13 protein-coding genes and 5 pseudogenes are annotated in these 17,711 nt (G+C 64.8%); 8 read left to right on the plus strand and 10 right to left on the minus strand.

Annotated elements, in window-relative coordinates:
• Window positions 1-3: 3 nt before the first annotated feature.
• From M1248_RS15520 to M1248_RS15530, 3 genes and pseudogenes are all read left to right on the plus strand, one after another.
• A complete protein-coding gene (locus M1248_RS15520) occupies window positions 4-1,572 on the plus strand; it encodes an MCE family protein (RefSeq protein WP_317148954.1) in 1,569 nt (522 codons plus the stop codon).
• A gap of 241 nt (window positions 1,573-1,813) precedes the next feature.
• Window positions 1,814-2,531, plus strand: a pseudogene (locus M1248_RS15525) (MlaE family ABC transporter permease).
• Window position 2,532: 1 nt separating this feature from the next.
• Entirely contained in the window at window positions 2,533-3,402 is an 870-nt protein-coding gene (locus tag M1248_RS15530) for an ABC transporter permease (protein ID WP_317148955.1), read from the plus strand.
• 429 nt (window positions 3,403-3,831) lie between these two features.
• Here the strand turns inward: M1248_RS15530 and M1248_RS15535 are convergent.
• Together M1248_RS15535 and M1248_RS15540 are read right to left on the minus strand one after the other, a co-directional pair.
• Window positions 3,832-4,303: pseudogene (locus M1248_RS15535) on the minus strand (PaaI family thioesterase); the annotation flags it as partial.
• Between the two features lie 98 nt (window positions 4,304-4,401).
• Window positions 4,402-4,545 (minus strand): hypothetical protein, encoded by a 144-nt coding sequence (locus M1248_RS15540; protein ID WP_317148956.1) that lies wholly within the window; start codon window positions 4,543-4,545, stop codon window positions 4,402-4,404.
• A 243-nt stretch (window positions 4,546-4,788) separates the two neighbouring features.
• Between M1248_RS15540 and M1248_RS15545 the strand changes: the two genes are divergently transcribed.
• Both M1248_RS15545 and M1248_RS15550 read left to right on the plus strand, forming a co-directional pair.
• Window positions 4,789-5,487 carry a TetR/AcrR family transcriptional regulator gene (locus M1248_RS15545; protein WP_317148957.1) on the plus strand — a complete coding sequence of 233 codons (699 nt, stop codon included), beginning with the start codon at window positions 4,789-4,791 and terminating at the stop codon, window positions 5,485-5,487.
• Window positions 5,488-5,591: 104 nt separating this feature from the next.
• The gene (locus tag M1248_RS15550) at window positions 5,592-8,672 is read left to right on the plus strand and encodes an RND family transporter (RefSeq protein ID WP_410506673.1); all 3,081 of its coding nucleotides are present in this window, start codon (window positions 5,592-5,594) and stop codon (window positions 8,670-8,672) included.
• Between the two features lie 256 nt (window positions 8,673-8,928).
• Here M1248_RS15550 and M1248_RS15555 read toward each other — a convergent pair whose 3' ends face one another.
• The 3 genes from M1248_RS15555 to M1248_RS15565 form a co-directional block, all read right to left on the minus strand.
• On the minus strand, window positions 8,929-10,188 hold the full coding sequence (locus tag M1248_RS15555; protein WP_317148958.1) for an acyl-CoA dehydrogenase family protein: 1,260 nt from the start codon (window positions 10,186-10,188) through the stop codon (window positions 8,929-8,931).
• Window positions 10,189-10,237: 49 nt separating this feature from the next.
• Window positions 10,238-11,359, minus strand: coding sequence for an acyl-CoA dehydrogenase family protein (locus tag M1248_RS15560; RefSeq protein WP_317148959.1), 1,122 nt, complete (start codon window positions 11,357-11,359; stop codon window positions 10,238-10,240).
• Window positions 11,360-11,465: 106 nt separating this feature from the next.
• Window positions 11,466-11,678, minus strand: a complete 213-nt coding sequence (locus tag M1248_RS15565) for a hypothetical protein (protein ID WP_317148960.1) — start codon at window positions 11,676-11,678, stop codon at window positions 11,466-11,468.
• A gap of 280 nt (window positions 11,679-11,958) precedes the next feature.
• Between M1248_RS15565 and M1248_RS15570 the strand changes: the two genes are divergently transcribed.
• Entirely contained in the window at window positions 11,959-12,639 is a 681-nt protein-coding gene (locus tag M1248_RS15570; RefSeq protein WP_317148961.1) for a TetR/AcrR family transcriptional regulator, read from the plus strand.
• A gap of 134 nt (window positions 12,640-12,773) precedes the next feature.
• Here the strand turns inward: M1248_RS15570 and M1248_RS15575 are convergent, their stop codons facing one another.
• The 5 genes and pseudogenes from M1248_RS15575 to M1248_RS15595 all read right to left on the minus strand — a co-directional run.
• Window positions 12,774-13,667, minus strand: coding sequence for an alpha/beta hydrolase (locus tag M1248_RS15575; protein ID WP_317148962.1), 894 nt, complete (start codon window positions 13,665-13,667; stop codon window positions 12,774-12,776).
• Window positions 13,668-13,673: 6 nt separating this feature from the next.
• Window positions 13,674-14,630, minus strand: a complete 957-nt coding sequence (locus M1248_RS15580) for an SDR family NAD(P)-dependent oxidoreductase (RefSeq protein ID WP_317148963.1) — start codon at window positions 14,628-14,630, stop codon at window positions 13,674-13,676.
• A 196-nt stretch (window positions 14,631-14,826) separates the two neighbouring features.
• Entirely contained in the window at window positions 14,827-15,234 is a 408-nt protein-coding gene (locus tag M1248_RS15585; protein ID WP_410506674.1) for a metal-dependent hydrolase, read from the minus strand.
• Window positions 15,235-15,413: 179 nt separating this feature from the next.
• Complete coding sequence (locus M1248_RS15590; RefSeq protein WP_317148964.1) at window positions 15,414-15,551, minus strand: hypothetical protein; 138 nt, start codon at window positions 15,549-15,551, stop codon at window positions 15,414-15,416.
• A 240-nt stretch (window positions 15,552-15,791) separates the two neighbouring features.
• Window positions 15,792-16,242: pseudogene (locus tag M1248_RS15595) on the minus strand (acyl-CoA dehydrogenase family protein); the annotation flags it as partial.
• A gap of 6 nt (window positions 16,243-16,248) precedes the next feature.
• On the opposite strand from M1248_RS15595, the pseudogene M1248_RS15600 reads away from it, so the two are divergent.
• Window positions 16,249-16,745, plus strand: a pseudogene (locus M1248_RS15600) (IS21 family transposase); the annotation flags it as partial.
• Window positions 16,746-16,782: 37 nt separating this feature from the next.
• Window positions 16,783-17,628: pseudogene (locus tag M1248_RS15605) on the plus strand (IS256 family transposase); the annotation flags it as partial.
• Between the last annotated feature and the right edge of the window lie 83 nt (window positions 17,629-17,711).

The following is a 17,711-nucleotide window of genomic DNA, read 5'->3' on the forward strand; positions in this document are numbered from 1 at the left end:
GCAGTGCCTCTCACCCGCTTCATCAAGATCCAGCTCGTCCTCTTCACCGTTTTGACGATCATCGCGCTCACCGCGCTGGGCTGGTATTACCTTCGCGTGCCCAGCCTGCTCGGGATCGGCCAGTACACCCTCTACGCCGAGCTGCCACGCTCGGGCGGCTTGTACTCCACGGCCAACGTCACCTACCGCGGCACCCAGATCGGCAAAGTCACTGCAATCGCGCCCGACGACATCGGTGTGCGGGTGACGATGCGTATCGAAAGCGGCTACAAGATCCCGACCGACGCGACGGCGAACGTGCATTCCATCTCGGCGATCGGCGAGCAGTATCTAGACCTGGTATCGACAGGCGAGCCCGGCCAGTACCTGCGTGAAGGTCAAACGATCACCGACAGCACGGTACCCGCCGAGGTCGGGCCCACGCTCGACGCTGCCAACGAAGCACTCGCCGTGCTGCCTCAGGATCGGATCGACACCCTCCTCACCGAGACATCAGACGCGTTCGGCGGACTGGGCCCAGCGCTGCACCGGTTGGTCGACTCGACGACGAACATCGCCGAGGATTTCAAGAACAACTTGCCCGCAGTCAACGACATCATCGCGAACACCGCGCCGATCCTGGACAGCCAGGTCACCTCGCGCGACCCGATCGAGCGGTGGTCGGCCAACCTGAACACCCTGGCCGCGCAATCCGCCGAGCAGGATCAAGCGCTACGCAGCGGGCTGCAGCAGGCCGCGCCGACCGCCGAACAGCTCAACGCGGTGTTCGCCGCTGTCCGGGAGTCGCTGCCACAAACGCTGGCCAACCTGACCGTCGTCATCGACATGCTCAAGCGCTACAACAAGAATCTCGAACAAACCTTGGTGATCTTGCCCCAGGGTGGAGCCGTCGCGCAATCGGTCGTGCTGCCGTTTGACAATTACGCCAAGATCGATTTCAACCTGGCTGTCAATCAGCCTCCGGCGTGCCTGACCGGATTCCTGCCGGCATCGGAATGGCGGTCACCGGCCGACACCAGCACCGCGCCGCTGCCCAAGGACTTGTATTGCAAGATCCCGAAGGACTATCAGGCCAACGTAGTGCGTGGCGCCCGTAACTACCCGTGCGCCGACGTGCCGGGCAAGCGGGCGGCCACACCCGAGGAATGTCGCAGCGAGGAGCCCTACCAGCCGCTGGGGACCAATCCCTGGTATGGGGATCCCAACCAGATCGTGTCGTGTCCGGCCCCGGGCGCGCGGTGCGATCAGGGCGTCGAGCCCGGACGCCTGATTCCGGCGCCGTCGGTGAACAACGGAACCAACCCGCTGCCCGCTGATCAACTGCCGCCCACGTCGTCACCGGCACCGGTCAGTGACCCACTGACCCCGCCGCGCGAGGGCACGGTCACCTGCAGTGGACAACAACCCAACCCCTGCGCCTATAGCCCGCCAGCAGGGCCGCCGGGATCCACCGCGGTATACCGCCCCGGCAGCGGTGAGGTCGTCGGACCCGACGGCGTCAAGTACTCCGTCAGCGACTCGGCGCACCTTGGCGAGGACGGCTGGAAACACATGCTGGCACCCACCGGCTAACCGCCGGTGACCATCCACGACAACTGGGCCCCGCGAGAAGGCCCCCAGGGACCGGAGGCGAGAAATTGACCACCAATGCTGCCGGCCAAGAAAATGCGATCTCGGTCAACTATCGTGAGGTGCGCGACACGAGCCGCGGTTTCGTCGTGGGGGTGTGTCGGTGACGGCACAGACCGGCATCGTCGGTTACGTTCGCGACCAGGTTCGTCCGGGCCTGACCGCCGTCGGCGGATTCGTGCGGATGTGCGTGCTCACTGCCAAGGCGTTGTTCAAGCCGCCGTTTCAGTGGCGTGAGTTCATCCTGCAGAGCTGGTTCCTGATGCGGGTGGCGTTCCTGCCGACGCTGGCGGTGTCGATTCCGCTGACCGTGCTCCTCATCTTCACCCTGAACATCCTGCTGACCGAGTTCGGCGCGGCCGACATCTCCGGCGCGGGTGCCGCGTTGGCCGCCGTCACTCAGCTCGGCCCCCCGGGTGACAGTGCTCGTGGTGGCCGGCGCTGGCTCGACGGCCATCTGCGCAGATCTGGGTGCCCGCACCATTCGTGAGGAGATCGACGCGCTCGAGGTGCTCGGTATCGACCCGATCCATCGGCTGGTGGTTCCACGCGTGATCGCCTCGACGTTCGTCGCGCTTCTGCTCAATGGCGCCGTCATCACCATCGGCCTGGTCGGCGGCTTCATCTTCGGCGTGTACCTGCAGAACGTCTCCGCAGGCGCCTACGTCTCCACCCTCACCTTGGTGACCGGGCTGCCCGAGGTGCTGATATCGGCCGTGAAGGCCATGACGTTCGGCTTGATCGCCGGTCTGGTCGGTTGCTACCGCGGCCTCACGGTCGCCGGTGGTGCCAAGGGTGTCGGGACCGCGGTCAACGAGACGCTGGTGTTGTGCGTGATCGCCCTGTTCGCGGTGAACGTGGTGCTGACCACGATTGGTGTCCGATTCGGAACGGGGAGCTGACGTGTCGACTACCCAGGTCCTGCGTTCTCGGTTTCCGCGGGCGTTTTCCGGTGGGGCGGGCGTTGTCAGCGCCCCGGCGCGGTTCCTCGACAGCGTCGGGCACGTGGCGTGGTTCGTCGTCACCGCGATCGGTTCGATCGGCCACGCATTGCGCTATTACCGCAAGGAGACCCTGCGGCTGATCGCCGAGATCGGTATGGGCACCGGTGCGATGGCGGTCATCGGTGGCACTGTGGCGATCGTCGGGTTCGTCACGCTGTCGGGTTCATCGCTCGTCGCGATCCAGGGCTTCGCCTCGCTGGGCAACATCGGTGTTGAGGCGTTCACCGGCTTCTTCGCCGCCCTGATCAACGTCCGTATCGCGGCACCGGTGGTCGCCGGGCAGGCGCTGGCCGCCACGGTCGGTGCCGGCGCCACCGCAGAGCTTGGCGCCATGCGGATCAGCGAGGAGATCGACGCGCTGGAGGTGATGGGCATCAAGTCCATCTCCTATCTGGTGTCGACGCGCATCATGGCCGGCTTCATCGTGATCATCCCGCTGTACGCGATGGCGATCATCATGAGCTTCCTGTCGGCGCAGGTGACCACAACGGTCTTCTACGGCCAGTCGATCGGCACCTACGAGCACTACTTCCGAACGTTCCTGCGCGCCGACGACGTCATGTGGTCGTTCGTGCAGGCGATCATCATCTCGGTCATTGTGATGCTCAACCACTGCTACTACGGCTACTTCGCCAGCGGCGGGCCGGTGGGCGTCGGCGAGGCCGTCGGTCGGTCGATGCGCGCCTCCTTGGTCGCGATCGTCTGCGTGGTCCTGTTCGCATCGTTGGCGCTCTACGGCGTCGACCCGAACTTCAACCTGACGGTGTAGCGCCATGACCGCGCCGCACAACCGTAAATTGTTGGCCGTCACAGGTCGACCGTCTAACACACTTAGACCCGAATTTCGGCCCGACGGCGGTCAGCGCCGTCGTTGCCGACGAGTACTCGAACGGCTGTGTCGAGTCGCTGACACACCTGGGGCTGGAGACTCGCTGCCCGATCCAGGCGATCCTGTCGGCCAGCTAAACACTACCGACGATTTGAACGATCTGATACCACTGCGCTGTGCGTTCCCCGCCGCTGATAGCCCTGGCCAGCGCGTAGTCGATGATATACCGCGTCGAGTAGCTCTTCCCGCCTCGATGTCCTCGCGGTGGATCGGACCGACCCCGATGCCGACCAGTGCGGTTGAGGTCATCTGGGACCAAACTCCGGGGTGATGGATCTTGTCGTGGCGCCTGAGGTCCCCGGTGATTGCCCCGTTAGGGCCGCCGTCACCGCTGAAGCGATCCAGCAGGTCGCCGAGGCCGCCGAGGTCACCGTGGGCGGCGAAATGTTCGGCGCTCACCGCGATGAACACCGCTGTGGCGGTGAAATGGGTGACGCCACCGGTGTCGGTGCCGGTGCCGGCCACGTGGATCGCGCGTTCTTCCCGTCGGTGATGTAGGCGGTGATCCGATGTGGCACGTGCAGTGGGACGGGCAGCAGGTAGTCCACGGTCAGGCTGCGCGTGACCCCAGGGGTTCGCGCAGTCCACAGCGTGAAGCGAAACAGAGATCGTCACCCGCGGCGGCGACGGCGCCGCCATATGCCAGGCCTGGTGCGCCGACGTGTCGCTCTTCGAAGGTCGTGTCGCTGTAGACGCAATCTTCGTGCCGGTAGACCACCAGGCCGAAGCCGTGAGAATTGTCCGGACCGCAACCCAGGCAGGTCTGCGTGTGCGGGAGCAAGCACGACGTATTGTGGCTGTTCGCCTTGGCGCGCCGAGTTCACGCGACGCCTCCGGCCGAAGCCGCGTCTCGGCCGGCGTGAACGCCTCGGGGACATTTCACCGGAAGGCGATATCGACGTCCCAGAGGTCGGGCCAAGTGAAGCGACTTGACCACACCGCGGCGTCAGCGTTCACCGCCGGCATCATCGGCACGAACCCCACCGCCGGGTAGCGGCCGTCAACCATGACGCGTGGCGTCATGAGGCGAGCCCCACCGGCATGTGCTCGTAGACAACCGAGCGAAGGGCGCTGCGGGTGACCGATGACTCGGCGACGATATCCGCGCAACGGAGTGAGCAAGGCTGATCCGCCAATGGCTGTGTTACGACGGTAGCTGTACGATACTAAAAGTGTCGCTACTACACTACAAAGGAATACTGTCAAGGATGGACATGCCCATGATAGCGGCGGTGAGCTTCGGCTATGGTGGCGATATGGGTTGCGATGAGTGACTTGGACCACGGGTTGCCAGTCGATGCTGACGACGACGTTGACCCGCGGTGGGTGAGGTCACGTACCCGGCTGCTAGACGCGGCCGCCAACCTTTTGCGGTCTGGAGGAATCGAGGCCGTGACGGTCGAGGCCGTCACCAGAGCCTCCAAGGTTGCGCGCACCACCCTCTACCGACACTTCGGCAGCTCATCTGAATTGCTCGCGGCGACATTCGAACGGTTGCTGCCGCCCGCCGCGCCGCCGCCGTCAGCCGACTCGGTGCGAGACCAGCTGATCGACCTGCTGAGCCAGCAGGCGCACCTTCTCGATGAAGCGCCTTTGCACCTCACCACTCTGGCGTGGGTCGCGTTGGTGCCGAACTCCGCCGGCCACCGGTCCAACAGCAGCTTGCGGGCACGCGTCGGCGAACAGTACCGACAAGCATTCGACGCAGTGCTGCAGAGCCCACAAGCACGTGTCGAACTCGGCGAGCTCGACGCTGCGCTGGTGTTGTGCCAACTCCTCGGTCCTTTGGTATTCGCTCGGATGACCGGGCTTCGTTCGATTGACCATCGCGATTGCGTTCGTCTCGTGGACGACTTTCTCGCTGCCCACCGAAGCGACAGCATTAATGTTTCGCCGCTCAAGGCGGACAGTCGAACGCACGCGAGCACCGCCGGCGAAGTGTACGAGAGGACTAGCCCGAGCTAGGTGTCAGCGACGTGCTTTGGACCGCCCGCGTCGCCGTCACCCAACAGCGGCAGTTAGAGTAGCGGTACGCTACTGGCAGTGTCGTACTGCTACGGAGGTATGGGGTGACAAGCGGCGGTTCAGACGGGACGGTAGGCGCTCTGCCGCGGCGCACGAGCCCGGGAGTTCCCACAGCCGCATCTGAGTACAGCGCGCGGCTGGCGGCGCTAGCGAAGTTCACCGTTGGGCACAAGACGCTGGTGATCGGGGCATGGATCGCGGTCGCGGTCGCGCTCGCGTTGCTGTTTCCCCAGCTGGAAACGGTGGTGCGGCAGCAGTCGGTCGATCTCATCCCGCGCGAAGCCCCCTCACTTCAAACGGTGGACCGGATGAGCGCGGCCTTCGGCGAACAGGGTTCCAAGACCACAGTGTTCGTGGCGATGGAAGACCCCGCTGGCTTGACCCCGCTGGCGCGGCAGCGTTACCAGCAGCTGGTAGACCGGCTGCGCGCCGACACCGCGCACGTCTTGCTGGTGCAGGACCTGCTGGCCGACCCGGTCACCGAAGCCCAGGCCGTCAGCGCCGACCGCAAATCCTGGTATCTGCCCGTGGGGGTGACCGGCACGCTGGGTGACCCCACCGCCGCCGAATCCGTGCAAGCGGTGCGCGACATCACCGCCGAGGTGTTCGCCGGCTTTACCATCACCGCGCATGTGACGGGGCCGCCGGCCACGTTCAGCGACATGATCGCCTCCGCCGAGCACGACCTGCTGCTGATCTCGATCGCCACCGCAGTCATGATCGCCCTGATCCTGCTGATCGTCTACCGGTCGGTGTTCACCGCGCTACTACCGCTGCTGGTCATCGGCCTGAGCCTGGCCGTCGGCCGTGGTGTGCTCTCCGCGCTCGGCGAGGCGGGCATGCCCGTCTCCCAATTCACTGTCGCGTTCATGACCGCGATCCTGCTCGGCGCCGGTACCGACTACACCGTGTTCCTGATCAGCCGCTACCACGAACAACGCCGCGCGCAGATACCCGCCGATCAAGCCGTCATCCACGCCACCGCCAGCATCGGGCGCGTCATCCTGGCCTCAGCAGCCACCGTCGCCTTCGCGTTCCTGACCATGGTGTTCGCCCGACTCAGTGTCTTCGCCGCCCTCGGCCCAGCGTGTGCCATCGCGGTGCTCTTCGGATTCCTGGCCACCGTCACCCTGCTACCGCCGGTGCTGGCGCTGGCCGCCAAACGCGGCATCGGTGAACCCAAATCAGATCGCACCCGCCGCTACTGGAACAGCGTCGCCGTGGCCGTGGTCCGCCGACCAGTACCGCTGCTGATCGTCAGCCTCATCATCCTGCTCGCGCTGTCCGCCGTCGCCGCAACCATCAGAATCAGCTACGACGACCGCAAGGGCCAACCGGCCACCACCGCCAGCAACCAGGGCTACCAAATGCTGGACCGCCACTTCCGCAAAGACGTCGTCATCACCGAATTCCTCGTCGTCGAGAACCCCACCGACATGCGCACCGGAAAAGGATTGGCAGATCTCGACGAAATGGCCTCCCGCATCGCCCAGGTTCCCGGGGTCACCAAAGTGTCCGGAGTCACCCGCCCCACCGGGGATCGGCTCGAGCAAGCGCAACTGGCCTGGCAGAACGGCCAGATCGGCGACAGAATGGCCGGCGCGGTCGCCGACGGAAACGCTCGAAGAAGCGACCTCACCAAACTCACCAACGGCGCCGACCAACTCGCCGGCGGCCTAGCCCAACTCGACACCACCGTGCGCACCGCCCTGACGCCACTGACCGGGATCCTGACCCAAGCCCAATCCGCGGGAACCCAGGTCAACCAGTTCCGCCCGCTGCTGCAACAACTTTCAGCCACCGCCCCCGCCGTCGACCAAGCCATTCAATCCGGCCCCGGTCTGCGACCGCTGGCCGACCAAGCGCAGAACGCCATCACCATGCTCGACCCGCTTGTCGGCGCCCTCAACACCTCGCCGTGGTGTGCGACCACACCGCAATGCGCCCAGATCCGCGACCAGGTCCAGATCCTGGTCACCCTGCGCGACAGCGGCTTCTTCAAACAGGTCGCCAACCTCGGCGACCGTTACAACCCCGCCGCCAACGCCACCGTCGCCGACACACTCAGCGATGTGCAGACCGCGGTTAGCTCCCTAGACAGCGCGTTCGGCGCGCTGGGCAACCCCGACGACGTCGCCGGCAACATTGGTCGCCTGCAGGACGGCATCGGTCAGCTGGCGTCGGGCGCGCAGGCCCTGGCCACCGGAGTACGAACACTTGCTGACAGCAACATCCAGATGCTGTCAGGGATGAGTCAGGTCGCCACCCAGCTGCAGAATTCCGCCCGCGCCAGCGCCGATTCGGATTCCTCGAGCGGCTTCTACCTGCCGGTCAACGCCTTCGAGAACCGCCAATTCGCCGATGTCGCCGAGCAGTTCCTTTCCGCCGACGGCAAGACAGCGCGCTTCGCGATCGAATCTAACCACGACCCGTACAGCGCCGAAGCGATGAACCTCGCTCATGAGATCACCGCCATCGCCAACACCGCACGCCCCAACACCTCGCTGGCCAACGCCACCGTCTCCGTCGCCGGGTTCCCCGCCGTGAACTCCGACATCGCCCGGCTCCTCTGGACCGACTTCGCCCAGCTGGCCGTCGCCACCACGATCATTGTCGGCATCATCCTGGTCCTGCTGCTGCGCGCCCTACTGGCACCGATCTACCTGTTGGGCACCGTCGTGCTCAACTACCTGGCCTCCCTGGGCATCGGCGTTCTGATCTTCCAATGGGGACTTGGCTACGAAATCGCCTGGCCGGTACCGCTATTGGCGTTCATCATCCTCGTCGCCGTCGGCGCCGACTACAATATGCTGCTCGTCTCCCGACTACGCGAAGAATCCGGACGCAATATCCGCGTCGGCGTCCTGCGCACCGTCGCCAACACCGGTGCCGTCATCACCTCCGCCGGCCTGATCTTCGCCGCCAGCATGTTCGGCCTCATGGTCGGCTCGATAGCCATCATGATCCAAGCCGGCCTGATCGTCGGCTGCGGACTACTCTTGGACACCTTCCTCGTCCGCACCCTCACCGTCCCCGCCATCGCCACACTCCTGCGTGAAGCCAGCTGGTGGCCCCACCGCCACCTCAAGAAGAAATCGCGGCGCACCGTCGACCAAGCCAGTTAGACTGGTGTTCTCTCGACGGTGCGCCTCGTGGACGGCGCGATGCGTCCGTCTGACTTGCCTGGATGCGTCAGGGCAGGGCCTCTCCAACTGGCTCCCTCCGCTGTACCGCCGCTCGCGACCGGACCCGAGCAGCAAGCCTAGGGCGGTCTGCTCTGCCACAGGCTGGCGTACGACGCGGAAGACATTCCTCCCTGAAGCCGTGGGGTACTCGCTGGCGCAGGTCGTTAGACGACAGCGCAATCTCGCACCGATCCGTCTAATTGCCTTGGCGGGCCACGCTGACGGATGGTGAGCCCGCGTCGAGGCGTGGTTCCTTTGGTAGCCCCAGCAACTTCTCGCCGATGATGTTGCGTTGCATCTGAGAGCTACCGGCATAGATCGTGGCGGCGCGGGCGGACAACATCGACTCAACCCACGCCAGCGACGAATTCGGTGTACCGACGTCGGCAGTGATGATGGCACCGTGTGTTCCCAGACCAGTCGGTGTCAACACTTCACGTCCGAGGATGTCGATCGCCAATTCCGTCTCGCGCTGCAAGAATTCGCTCCATAAGACCTTGGTAATCGCGGCCTCGGCACCGGGGTACTCGCCCTTGAGGAAACGTGTCAAGGCTTGATATCCGCGACACCGCATCACCTCGACGCGGCCGTAACACCAGCCGAGTTGCTCACGGATGTTGGGATCGTCGGCGCGACCCCGTTCACGCGCCAATTCGGCGAGCCGGTCGACGTCACCTTGAAAGCGGATTGCGTCGGTGGTCACACTGGCCCCGCGCTCAAAACCCAGCAGCGTCATGGCTACCGACCATCCACCATTGACCTCGCCTACGACATTGTCGGTGCTGGTACGGGCGTCCGTGAAGAAGACCTCGTTGAACATCGACTCACCCACCATATTCTTGATGGGCCGGACCTGCACGCCCTGCTGATCCATGGGCACAAGCACAAATGAGATCCCCCGATGCTTGGGGGCCTCGACGTCGGTGCGGCACAAAACGAAGATCCAGTTCGCCAGATGTCCCACGGAGGTCCAGATCTTGGACCCGTTGATCACCCATTCATCGCCGTCGAGAACCGCTCGCGTGCGCAGGCTTGCCAGATCCGATCCGGCGTCCGGCTCGGAAAACCCCTGGCACCAGGCGTCTTCGCCCGACAGAATTCGCGGCAGAAACTGTTGCCTTTGGTCTTCGGTGCCGCACACCGTCAGCGTATTGCCAAGTAGTTGGATGCCGAACATGTCGTTCTCGGTGCCCATGGGCACACCGGCGCGAGTGAACTCCTCGGCGACGACGACCTGTTCGAGCAGAGTCAGTCCCGCTCCGCCGTAGCGCTGAGGCCATGACACCGCCAGCATGCCGTTGTCGGCCAGTGCCTTCCGCCATTCCCGCATGAACTCTGCTCGCTGGTCGTGTTCCATCGCCCCGATGCCAGCGAATTGCGGAGGGACGTTGGCAGCGATGAATTCGCGGACTCGACCCCGGAACTCCTCTGCTGCCGGTGGATAGGTGAGATCCATTGCGTACGATGTCCTTTCACAAGTGGGGGCGGTCGGAAACGTGGGCGCGCTAGATGCCGACTTGGTCGGCCACGTCGAGCCAGTGATCACGTACCGAGCCCAGCAGCACGCGGTCGGCCTTGGCTCGCCGATAGTAGAGGTGCGCATCGTGTTCCCACGTGAACCCGATCCCGCCGTGGATTTGCAGGTTCCACGATGCGGTGAAGTCGAATCCGGCAGCGGCGGTCGCCACGGCCATCGATGCGGCCTTGACAAGCCCGCTATCGCCGACTGCTGCTAGGTGGGCGGCGTAGAGGGCGACCGCGCGGGCGCTGTCTAGTTCGATCGCCATTTCGGCGCACCGATGCTTGATCGCCTGGAATGAGCCGATGGGCCGGTTGAACTGATGCCGAATCTTGGCGTATTCGACTGACATGCACATCGCGCCGTCGATACCGCCTACCATTTCGGCGGCAAGGAGCGTCTTCGCTACGGCAAGGACGCGTTGCATGGACGTGGCGGCGACGTCGCCTGCCAGGGGCACTGCGGAGACCGCGTCGAACTCAAGGGTCGCCATGGGACGGGTGACGTCCAGAGTAGCGACCCGGCTACGGCCCAGGCCTGCCGCGTCGCCGTCGACAAGGTAAAGCTGCGGCTCGGTGGAATCGCCGGGCGGTAGCGCGAGCACCAGAACGATGTCGGCGCTGTGGCCGTCGATCACCTGCATCTTGGTCCCAGTCAGCAAGACCGTATCGCCCTGTGAGACCGCGCGCATCGCTACGGCACTACCCGATCCACCGGCGCCGGGCTCCTCGAGGGCTGCCGCTGCGGTTATAGTGCCGGCGGCCATTTGCGGAAGCAGATCCTTCTTTTGCTGCTCGTCGGCCATCATCAGCATCGGCACCACGCCAAGTGCAACGGTGGCGAACAGCGGGCTGGGTACGACGCCCCGTCCAAGCTCCGCCATTGCGATCGCCGCCTCGATCATCGTGGCACCCGCCCCGCCGTAATCCTGCGGAATCACGAGTCCCACCAAGCCAAGCTCCTCAGCCATGCCAGACCACAGATCGCGGTCGTAGCCAGGCTCGGTTGCCGCCGCCTGGCGAACCGCTGGCATCGGTGACCGTTCGAGGACGAACCGCCGGATGATCTGACGGAACTCTTCTTGTTCGCCGCTCAGCGCGAATTCCATCAGCTCTCTCTTTCACATCGGACGATCTCACGACAACGCCGAACCGCCTGGCCGGAACGCCCCAGCGACACAGGATTCGGCTTCCAATGTTTGAGCCATCGGTGAATCACGCGGGGTCGCTCTCGACGAAGCGGGCGCATGCGGTGGCCAGTACTACATTGCCGCCGGCTAGGCGCAGCTCGGCGTCGATCGTCCAGTGGCCGCGCGAGTCTTTACGGTGTGGCCACGCCCGGCTCGGCGTCGAGTGCGCCAAAACAACGTCACCCTCACGACACTGCCCCTTGGCGCCGCGATAGGACGCCTGGGTGCCCGATGCCATTCGCATATCGAACCGTGACATCCGTCCACGAGGCGCCACGCCTACGCACCCAGTCGGCCTGCCCGTGCGTCCCGCCCACGCTGGCGGACCCCAGCACCCCTGCACTCGGGCGTGCCGCTCAGGGCTCGCCACCGTCGTAACCGGCCGCAACCCATACCAGCTAACCAGGGAATCCATGCGCGCAGCGCCAGCCCGTATCTACGTTTGGTGGCGTATGCGGCAACTGTCGGCGCATGCCGCCAGTTTGGTCTCTGGTTGCGCGGTTTGTCAAGATGTGTAGATGCGGACAATCGCAGGCAAGTGGGGTGGCCGTAGCGCCGCCGAACGCCGCGCTGAACGTCGGCAGCGCCTCATCGACGCGGCAACCGAAATATGGAGCCGCAGCGGCTGGGCCGCGGTGACCATGCGCGGTGTGTGCGCTCGGACCTCACTCAACGATCGCTACTTCTACGAGCAGTTCAGCGACCGCGACGGCCTGCTGGTCGCGGTCTGGGACAGCGTCCGCGACGACATGCTGGCAGAGATCCAGACGGTATTCGACACCAGCGCCGACCAACCCCCGTTGGATGCCATATGCGCTGTCATCAGGATTGTTGTCGAGCGCGTTCAGCAAGACCCTGGCCGGGCGCAAATCCTGCTGACCCAGCACGCTGGCAGCACACCGCTGCAGGATCGACGGGCCGCCGCCCTGCAGCAGGCATCTGACCTGGTGATGCTCGCCGAGCAATCGGATCTATTGCCCGACGCCGACCGCATCGGATTGCGGATGGACACTTTGGTCGGTGTCGGTGGGTTCGTCGAACTCATCTCTGCCTGGCAGGCCGGCCTGCTCGACGTGGACGCCGACCATGTCATTGACCATGCGTGCCGGTTGGCGGGCACCTTGGCAAACCCGTACCTGCGCCACGAGATCGCGGGCGCCGCGCCGGATCAGGCAGGTAAACATTCCGTCGGGAGCTGAAGGATGGCCGGAACACGTCGCCGACCGGGCGGCTGCTCAGTGTCGCAGGATCTGCGCTGTGACGATTGATGCGAGGCGGTCACGGCTGATCGTCAACCCCGCGGCGCGAACCGCGACAGCATCGCCGCTGGTACTCAAGCGCGGCGGCTGTGCTGGGTCGAGGTATATGTGCGGGCTTTGTCTGTCAGTGTCAGGAGGTGCGTTGTCACAGCGTGGCGCCGCTCATAGGGTAGATAGTGTCCGGCATCGCTGAGGATGACGAGTTCACTGTTGGGTAGTCGGTCGGCAATGCGCTGAGCGTGTAGCGGTGGTGTGAGCCGATCCTTATTGCCCGCCATGACGACCACGTCGAGACCGCAGAACGCTTGCAGGTCATCATATCTGTGGTGCTGCATAATCGAGCGGCCCAGAGCCGCGACGGCGCGTGGGTCGCTTTGGGCGGCCTGTCCCAGGATGCGGTCCATATCGTGGCGCCGTGGACGTTTTCCGAATGTGCCACGCACGCCGTGGCGCAAGAGGAACACGGGCCGGCCCCCCTTCTGAAGTGGTCCTAGCGAGCCCAGCACCGCATTCATCAGGTATTCCGTTGCCCGGATCTGTCTGATCACCCCCAGTAGTTCCCCGGCGCTGGTGGCGACGAAGGCCGCCCCGGTGGCGCGTTGGCTCACCAGGTCGGGGTGGCGCTGGGCCAGCGCGATGAGCGTCATGCCGCCCAGGGAGTGGCCGCCGAACACGATCGGCCCGTGAGGAGCTGCCCGGGCGACAACGGCTGCCAGGTCATCGGCGAGCTGCTCGATCGATGCGGTCGGCACCCGCGCCGACCGGCCGTGACCCCGATGGTCATAGGCCAGTACGCGCAGGTTCGGATCTGCGGTGACCATGTCAGAAGCGACGTCCTGCCAGATCCGGCTCGACAGCGTCCAGCCGTGGGCCAGGACAACTGTCACCTCGGGGGTTTCTGAGCCCCATTCGGTGATGTTGAGCCAGGTGTCGTTGAGCGGCAGCTGGTAGTCGCGGGTGGGGGGCATGCCGGCCTATCGCCGCGTCGCGACGGGGGCGACGTCGGGGTCTGCCCCGCGATCATCCCGGCCGGGCGGGCGTGACGCGCCGAATATGTCGACCAGGCGAGACCCGAGCTTTTCTAGCCTCTTCAGGGAAAACGGCTGCGTCATGCGCCGATTGATGCCCGGGGCGATACGCAGCATGAAGTAGCCCAGCCACGCCTCGGTGCGCACCGGCACCACCGCGAGGTCAAACCGTACCGCGCGCACCGCCGCGCGCGCGACCAGGTCAGGGCTCATCGGCGCCCACGGAAACTTCTCGGCGAATTCCTGCAGCCGGCGCTGCACCTGCACACCCTGCGCAACGAGACCCTGGTCGACACTGACCATCACGGCGTGCTCGGCGATGTTGGTGCTGATCACCCCCGGACAGATCGCACTGACGCCGACGCCCCGGGGCCCCAGCTCCAGCCGCAGGCATTCGGTCAACATCTTCACCCCCGCCTTGGACACCGAATACGGCGCCATCACCGGGGTCGGGGTGAACGCAGCCGCCGACGCGATGTTGACGATGTGCCCGCCGGCGCCCCCCTCGATCATCTGCGCGCCGAACACACGACACCCATGAACCACGCCCATCAGGTTGACGCTGAGTTGACGCTCCCAATCCGCGGGCGTGAGCTCCAAAAACGGCCCAGCAACCAATATTCCGGCGTTGTTGACCAACACATCGGCATACCCGTGCTCGGCGAGCACATCGCGGGCGAAGACGCTCCACGCGTCGGGATCGGTCACGTCAAGCTGCGCCGCTGACGCGCGCTGCCCATGACCGCAGATCATCGCCGTGGTCGCCGACGCCGCATCCAAATCGATGTCAGAGACCACGACATGGGCACCCAGTCGGGCGAACCTGATCGCGATCGCCCGACCGATACCGCTACCGGCACCGGTCACCACCACCAGACGCGGCCGCACCCTATGCAATCTCATGCGTGCCCCTCCGACCCGACAACCACGCCCCGCGCCCCGGAACCCAAGCTGTAGCGATACACATCAAGAGCATAATTACGGTTCTGCCAATACATTTCGGCGTGTGTCGACGGACGAAACGGAGAATCGTTCGCATCCTCAGTCGTCGGGGGTCGTCCGACACCAATCGTCGTATCCAAGTCGATTCTCCCGCAGCCTATTTGAGATGACCCACGAGCGCGCCGTCAACACCGAACAGTTCCCGCTGCCGGTCCCTCGGCCGTTTCCCATCCCACCACGCGACCGGGTGCCCCATCTCGATCAGCTTGTCGTTGACCTGCCGGTACTGCGGACCGTGCATGGATTCCTGCCCGATGAAGCGGGCGACCCGATTCTTTAGCCCCGGATCGGTGATGTGGTCGCCGACACGGCGCACCGACCCGGTGAACGACTCCTCCCCAGGCGGAAAGGCACCCGACAGGCCCGCCGCGAAGTGGCTGAACACGATGTCGTCGTTGACGAAGTATTTGCCGTACCCGTCGTGCTCACCGAATCGGAAACGAATCTGGCGAGTTTTCGGGTATCTCGAACCCCAGCCCGTTGCGTCGCCAACGGCCACTGACACGCGCCCGTGTTCATTGCTTACCATTACCGACTCTTTTCCCGAACATACAGTAACTAGTACCACTGGTACTAAATGTTGGGCAACCATACCGCCGCGGGAACCGGTGCGCAAGGTTCTGCGGATGACGCGCAGGTCTGGAAAGTGGGTACGGCTCAAGGCCGGCTACCACACCGCTGCGATCAGAACTGCCTGATCAACGCCGGGTCAGCCGTCCAGTGATGATTCAAATTCCTGGTCGGCAGCCAGGAGAGGTAGCCGACCTCGTTGAAGCCGATGCCTGCATCGGCGAGCGCGTTGACACCCGCTTCGAAGCCCAAGTCGGCGACGTTGGCGTCCGGCTGCCGAACGGCACCATCCCGACGAGGATCACATAGACGTCGCGGGCCATCACCGGAGTGCCTCCGACGGCGGGGCCAAAGCGAGACGAGCACAGCTCGGTCGAAGAGGGATGTCGAGTTCGAGGATAGTGTCGCGGGACGGTCGTCAACGGTTCGGCCTGGGTGGGTCGGAGCTGCAGAACCGCCCGCACGAACCCACCCAGCCCCAGCGCCCGACGATCAGCACGACCGAGGCAAACCCAGGCTGTGCCGGGCCACGTAATTGAGGATCATTGCCCGGCTGATCGGCGCGGTGCGCATCAGCCGTGCAGGTCCCCACAGCGTCGCCAACCCGTACTCGTTGGCCATCCCATTGCCCCCATGGGTCTGGATCGCCTGATGCAGCGCGAGGGTCCCCGCCTCGGCGGCGGCGTACTTCGCCGTGTTGGCGGCCTCCCCCGTCTCCGGCATCCCCGGCGTCATGCAGCTCTGCGGCACGCTGAGTCATCAACCGCGCGAAACTTCACCTGGATCTTGGTGTGCGCCTACGGATGCGCCACCCCCAGGTGCGACCCGATCGCGTTGCCCCAGACTTGACTTGGCGTTCCCGGGCGTAGGCGCACGCCTTGCCCAACGCGTAGCGGCCGATCCCGATACCCAACGCCGCACCCATGATCCGCTCCGGGTTCAACCGCAAGCGGTGCGTCCGGTGCGGCCGGATGGTCATGGTGGGGCGTGGGAACAACCGCTGGGGTTCGAGAAGCAGATCACCGCGTGGGTGGCCGGAGACGGCGAGCAGCGCCCGTTGAGGATCACCAAGATCCAGATCTTGCTGGACCGGCGGGTTGTGTGGTGCCGCATCGGACGTTGCACCGATTCGCCAGTGAGCGTTGTGGTTTCGGCCGCAAGGACACCACGGTGCGGGTCGCTGATGGTGATCCGGGAGTGGAGTGCCAGGTCGATTTCGGCTACCTGAGAATACTCACCGACGCTGCTGATGGGCGGCGCCGCAAGGTGTATGCGTTGATCTTCACCGCGGTCTACTCCCGGCACATGTTCGTGTGGTTGTCGTATTCGCAGACCCTGGCCGCGGTGATCGCCGGATGCCAGGCGGCGTGGGAGTTCTTCGGTGGCGTGTTCGCGGTACTAATCCCGGACAATCTGAAACCGGTGATCGCCGCCGCGGATGCGGTCAGGGCGTGTCAGATGGTTTGTGTAGGGGTGGTTCCTGATGAATGTAGCAGTATCGATGGATGTGACCACTGACGAGCCGATGTCGGGTGCTGAGGCCATGGAGGCGTTGAAGTCCGCGGGTGTGTTGGACGACGTGTTGGCCAAGATCGACGCCGGCCAGTTGCAGCTGACCGGCGAGGGCGGCTTTCTGCCCGAGATGGTCAAAGCCGTTCTGGAGCGCGGACTGGCCACTGAGCTGACCGACCATCTGGGTTATGAAAAGGGTGATCCGGTCGGGCGCGAATTGCCCAACGCCCGCAATAGGTTCACCGCCAAGACGGTCGCCAGTGAGGTCGGCGATGTCGGGTTGGCGATCCCGCGTGATCGCGACGGGAGTTTCACCCCGACGCTGGTCCCCAAGGGCGCCCGGCGCCTGGGCGGTCTGGACGACATGATCATCTCGCTTTACGCCGGCGGGATGACGGTCCGCGATATTCAGCATCATCTGGCCACCACGATCGGCACCGAGCTCTCCCACGAGACGATCTCCAAGATCACCGATGCGGTGCTCGAAGAGGTCCTCTCGTGGCAGAAACGGCCGCTAGAAGAGCCGTACCCGATCGTGTATCTCGATGCGCTGGTGATCAAGATCCGCGACGGTCACCAGGTTAAGAACCGGGCGGCCCACATCGCCGTCGGCGTCGATCTGGACGGTATCCGGCACGTGCTGGGGATCTGGGTGACCGCCAACGAGGGCGCCAAGTTCTGGGCCGGGGTGTGCGCTGAGTTGGCCAACCGTGGCGTCAAAGACATCCTGATCGTGTGCACCGACGAACTGACCGGCTTCGCCGAGGCGGTGGAGGCGACCTGGCCGCAGACCACCGTGCAGACCTGCGTGGTGCATTACGCCGATGTCCGGATTATGCCGACCTCGATGGTGAACCCGCTGGCGGCGGGCGTGGACGGGCTGCTGAAGTCGGCATAATC

Origin of the sequence: Mycobacterium sp. 29Ha (genome assembly GCF_032883055.1) — a bacterium.
Taxonomy (GTDB): Bacteria; Actinomycetota; Actinomycetes; order Mycobacteriales; family Mycobacteriaceae; genus Mycobacterium; species Mycobacterium gallinarum.

Bases quoted from the DNA above. Each gene is read 5' to 3' on its own strand.
- M1248_RS15540 (WP_317148956.1), bottom strand. From the start codon at position 4,545: ATGACGCCACGCGTCATGGTTGACGGCCGCTACCCGGCGGTGGGGTTC.
- M1248_RS15545 (WP_317148957.1), top strand. From the start codon at position 4,789: ATGAGTGACTTGGACCACGGGTTGCCAGTCGATGCTGACGACGACGTT.
- M1248_RS15555 (WP_317148958.1), bottom strand. From the start codon at position 10,188: ATGGATCTCACCTATCCACCGGCAGCAGAGGAGTTCCGGGGTCGAGTC.
- M1248_RS15560 (WP_317148959.1), bottom strand. From the start codon at position 11,359: ATGGAATTCGCGCTGAGCGGCGAACAAGAAGAGTTCCGTCAGATCATC.
- M1248_RS15565 (WP_317148960.1), bottom strand. From the start codon at position 11,678: ATGGCATCGGGCACCCAGGCGTCCTATCGCGGCGCCAAGGGGCAGTGT.
- M1248_RS15570 (WP_317148961.1), top strand. From the start codon at position 11,959: ATGCGGACAATCGCAGGCAAGTGGGGTGGCCGTAGCGCCGCCGAACGC.
- M1248_RS15575 (WP_317148962.1), bottom strand. From the start codon at position 13,667: ATGCCCCCCACCCGCGACTACCAGCTGCCGCTCAACGACACCTGGCTC.
- M1248_RS15580 (WP_317148963.1), bottom strand. From the start codon at position 14,630: ATGAGATTGCATAGGGTGCGGCCGCGTCTGGTGGTGGTGACCGGTGCC.